General features: G+C 68.7%; 5 protein-coding genes. 2 read left to right on the top strand and 3 right to left on the bottom strand.

What is annotated here, in order from left to right:
- Positions 1–128 precede the first annotated feature (128 nt).
- Together ACCP09_RS39950 and ACCP09_RS39945 are read right to left on the bottom strand one after the other, a co-directional pair.
- On the bottom strand, positions 129–1091 hold the full coding sequence (locus tag ACCP09_RS39950) for a R2-like ligand-binding oxidase (RefSeq protein WP_027933837.1): 963 nt from the start codon (positions 1089–1091) through the stop codon (positions 129–131).
- Positions 1092–1097: 6 nt separating this feature from the next.
- Positions 1098–1703 (bottom strand): TetR/AcrR family transcriptional regulator, encoded by a 606-nt coding sequence (locus ACCP09_RS39945; RefSeq protein WP_433754292.1) that lies wholly within the window; start codon positions 1701–1703, stop codon positions 1098–1100.
- A 118-nt stretch (positions 1704–1821) separates the two neighbouring features.
- Here ACCP09_RS39945 and ACCP09_RS39940 point away from each other — a divergent pair, with 118 nt between their 5' ends.
- A complete protein-coding gene (locus ACCP09_RS39940) occupies positions 1822–2454 on the top strand; it encodes an HAD family hydrolase (RefSeq protein WP_017985246.1) in 633 nt (210 codons plus the stop codon).
- Here the strand turns inward: ACCP09_RS39940 and ACCP09_RS39935 are convergent.
- Positions 2411–2641, bottom strand: a complete 231-nt coding sequence (locus ACCP09_RS39935; RefSeq protein WP_017985245.1) for a hypothetical protein — start codon at positions 2639–2641, stop codon at positions 2411–2413. The two genes, ACCP09_RS39940 and ACCP09_RS39935, sit on opposite strands and share 44 nt — an antisense overlap.
- A 163-nt stretch (positions 2642–2804) precedes the next feature.
- Here ACCP09_RS39935 and ACCP09_RS39930 point away from each other — a divergent pair, with 163 nt between their 5' ends.
- Positions 2805–3191 (top strand): cold-shock protein, encoded by a 387-nt coding sequence (locus ACCP09_RS39930; RefSeq protein ID WP_017985244.1) that lies wholly within the window; start codon positions 2805–2807, stop codon positions 3189–3191.
- The last annotated feature ends 68 nt before the right edge of the window (positions 3192–3259 follow it).

Below are 3259 nucleotides of genomic sequence, written 5' to 3'. Positions count from 1 at the left end.
CAAGGTTGGCATGGTCGGCTGCCGGTTGGCGGCCTGGGTTGCGGCCCTGGCTCAAGGTGATCGTTGCGTGTCAGGCGACGGGATGACCACCCAGCTACCTTGTGTTCAAAGCCTTGCGCTGCGCGCTTTTAGCTCACTGCGTTCGCGAGTGCCTTGGCGTCTTCTTCGCCGAACGTCTCTTCCAGTTGCTCGGGGGAGTAGTCCAGGTCGATCTGGCCCACCGGGACGCCTCGTGCCGATTCGATGGCGCCCAGGCGGCGTTGTGCCCGGTCGGCCGCGTACTCGATGAACTCCTGCGGGTCGTTGTCGAACGGGCGCGGCTCTTCGAACTGGTCCTGCACCCATTGGATCATCCCGAGCGCGTGCGGCAGCAGTTCGCCCATGCGCTGCTGGACGGCGTCCCACAGGGAGTCGTCGGCGGCGATGTGCCGTCGGCAGGTGAAGGTGCCCCACGCCATGTGGCGACGTTCGTCGTCGCCGATGTGTTTCACCAGTTGCTGCATGCCGGGCAGGATGCCGCGCGTGGTGCAGACCTTTTGCCACGCGTAGTAGCCCGTCAGCGCCAGGCTGCCTTCGATCACGTGGTTGTAGGTGACGCTCGCGCGGACCTGGTTCAGCGGGCTCGGGTCGTGCTCCAGTACGGCGAGCGACTCCGGCAGCTCCTCGTAGAACAGCTTGCGGTAGTGCGGGTTCTCACTCACGTACGAGGTCAGGTCCTCCGTCAGCCCCACCGCGTCCATCCACCGGCGGAAGACCTCCGTGTGCTTGGCCTCCTCGAAGCAGAACTGGGTCAGGTACATCTCGTCGCCGAACCGGCCCTCGGCGGCCATCGCCTTCATGAACGGCTGGATGTCCTCCGTCACCGCCTCCTCGCCGGCGATGAACTGCGCGCACAGGTACGTCGACGACCGGCGCTCCTCGTCGGTGAGGGTCTGCCAGTCCTCGGCGTCCTTGCTGAAGTCGATGTCGGCCGGGTTCCAGAACTTGCGGTTCCCCTTGACGAACAGGCGCAACGGGAACGAATCCCAGTTCAGCCCGCCCCGGCGCAGCGAGGCGAATCCGGTGCGGTGCGCGGGCAGGGTTCCAGTCATGATCGCTCACTCCATTGTGGACGAGTAGTGGGTGATGGCCGGTGCGAGCGCGGCGCAGACCAGGTCGGCCGCCTCGGCCGCGGAATGGGTCGGCAGCACCAGATGGCTCAACGAGAGCCGCACCGCGGTCTCGGCGAGCAGGTTCGCGGCGTCGGTGCTGAGGGTGGGCAGGAACTGGCGGTAGTGCGTCGCGGCGGTTTCCATCGCCGCGGACAGCACCGGCTCACCCCGGGTGGTGAGCAGCGGCAGCAGGTCCTCGCCCTGGGGCGTGCCCAGCGCGGAGGCGACCAGGCGGTTCTCCCTGGCGTGCTCGATCGTGTAGGTGACCGCGCCCCGGATGCCGGTCAGCAGATCGGGCGCCGACGCGAACCGCTGGTGAATGCCGTCCAGGAACTCGCCCGTGGTGCGCAGGACGACCGCCTGCACGAGCGCGTTCTTGTTGCCGAACTCGTTGTAGACCGTCTGACGGCTGACCCCGGCCGCCGACGCCACGTCCGCCATCCGCAGGGCCGCGTAGCCCCGCGCCGCCAGGATCTCGGCCGCCGCGTCGAGCAGGGTCTCCCGGAGCGAAGTCCTGGTCCGCTCCACGAACGAGTCGGTGATGTCACTCACAGAAACAGCTTGACACAGGATGCTCTGGTGTCAAGGAGGTTGACCCGAAAGGCGTCAATGTAAAGCGGAGGTGAGACGCCGGCCGGTTCTGTCGGTGGGTCCGGCTACCGTGGCTGTCGTGGGAACAGCCGTCGGATTCGACCTGGACATGACGCTCATCGATCCACGGCCGGGCATGGTCGCGGTGATGAACGCGCTCGGCGAGGAGGCGGGCCTGCCGCTGGACGGCGAGCACTTCGCCGCGAACCTGGGCCCGCCGCTGGACATGGTGCTGCGTGACTTCGGCGCGCCCGAGGACCGCATCGGCGCGCTCGTCGACCGGTTCCGCCAGCTGTACCCCGAGATCGTGATCCCGGAGACCGTCGCCCTGCCCGGCGCGCACGAGGCGCTCGCCGCGGTGCACGAGGCCGGTGGCCGCACGGTCGTCGTCACCGGCAAGTACGGCCCGAACGCGGCGCTGCACGTGAAGGCGCTCGGCCTGGCCGTCGACGTGCTCGTGGGCGAGCTGTGGTCGGACGGCAAGGCGGTGGCCCTGCGCGAGCACGGCGCGACGATCTACGCCGGCGATCACCTGGGGGACGTGCGTGGCGCGCTGGCGGCCGGCGCGGTGCCGGTGGGTGTGACGACGGGCCCCTGCAGCCGCGCGGAGTTGCTGGAGGCGGGGGCCGAGGTGGTCTTCGAGAGCCTGGCGGAGTTCCCGGCCTGGCTCAGCCGGCAGCCGCTTTCCGGTGCTCGCGAACCAGTGAGATGAGCGACAGGGCGATGCCGAGGGGAGTGGCCACCCCGGCGACGGCGCTCAGCCACACCGGGAGGTCCCGAAGGCCGAACGCGAACAGGACGAACACGGCCAGCACGGCCAGCACGCCGACGGCGAACACACCGATCCCGAGCCGCATGAGGAACGGCTTGCGCGGGGAAGTCTTGGCCGGAGTATCCATGGCACAAGGTTAGAACCCATATCTTCTTCACCGGAGGGCGCATACCGGGATAGGCTGGTGGTTACGCGTCCTGGGTACGCCCAGGGCGCGTTCGTCGTGCAGGGCGGTCACGTGCCGCCGGTACGCGAGATGACTTACTCAGAGCGAAGGAACGGTGAGGGCAGTGCCGACCGGCAAGGTCAAGTGGTACGACGCGGAGAAGGGGTTCGGTTTCGTCACCCAGGACGGCGGCCAGGACGTCTACATCCGCAAGACCGCGCTCCCCCAAGGGGTCGAGGCACTCAAGGCTGGCCAGCGGCTGGAGTTCGGCGTCGCCGACGGCCGTCGTGGTCCGCAGGCCCTGTCCGTTCGGCTGATCGACAGCCTGCCCTCGGTCGCCGAAGCGCGCCGCCGCCCGGCGGAGGAGCTGCACGGCCTGATCGAGGACATGATCAAGCTGCTCGAGATGAAGGTGCAGCCGGACCTGCGCCGCGGCCGCTACCCGGACCGCAAGAACACCAAGCGGATCGCCGAAGTGATGCGCGCGGTCGCCCGGGACCTCGACCCGTAAGCCAGGTCACGCTGGAGCCGCCAGCCGCCACGCAACCGCACCCGGCAACGCAAGCTGCTCACCTCACG

Source organism: Amycolatopsis sp. 3B14, assembly GCF_050958625.1.
Lineage (GTDB): Bacteria > Actinomycetota > Actinomycetes > Mycobacteriales > Pseudonocardiaceae > Amycolatopsis_E > Amycolatopsis_E thermoflava.
This window is presented reverse-complemented; position numbering and strand designations above follow the sequence as displayed.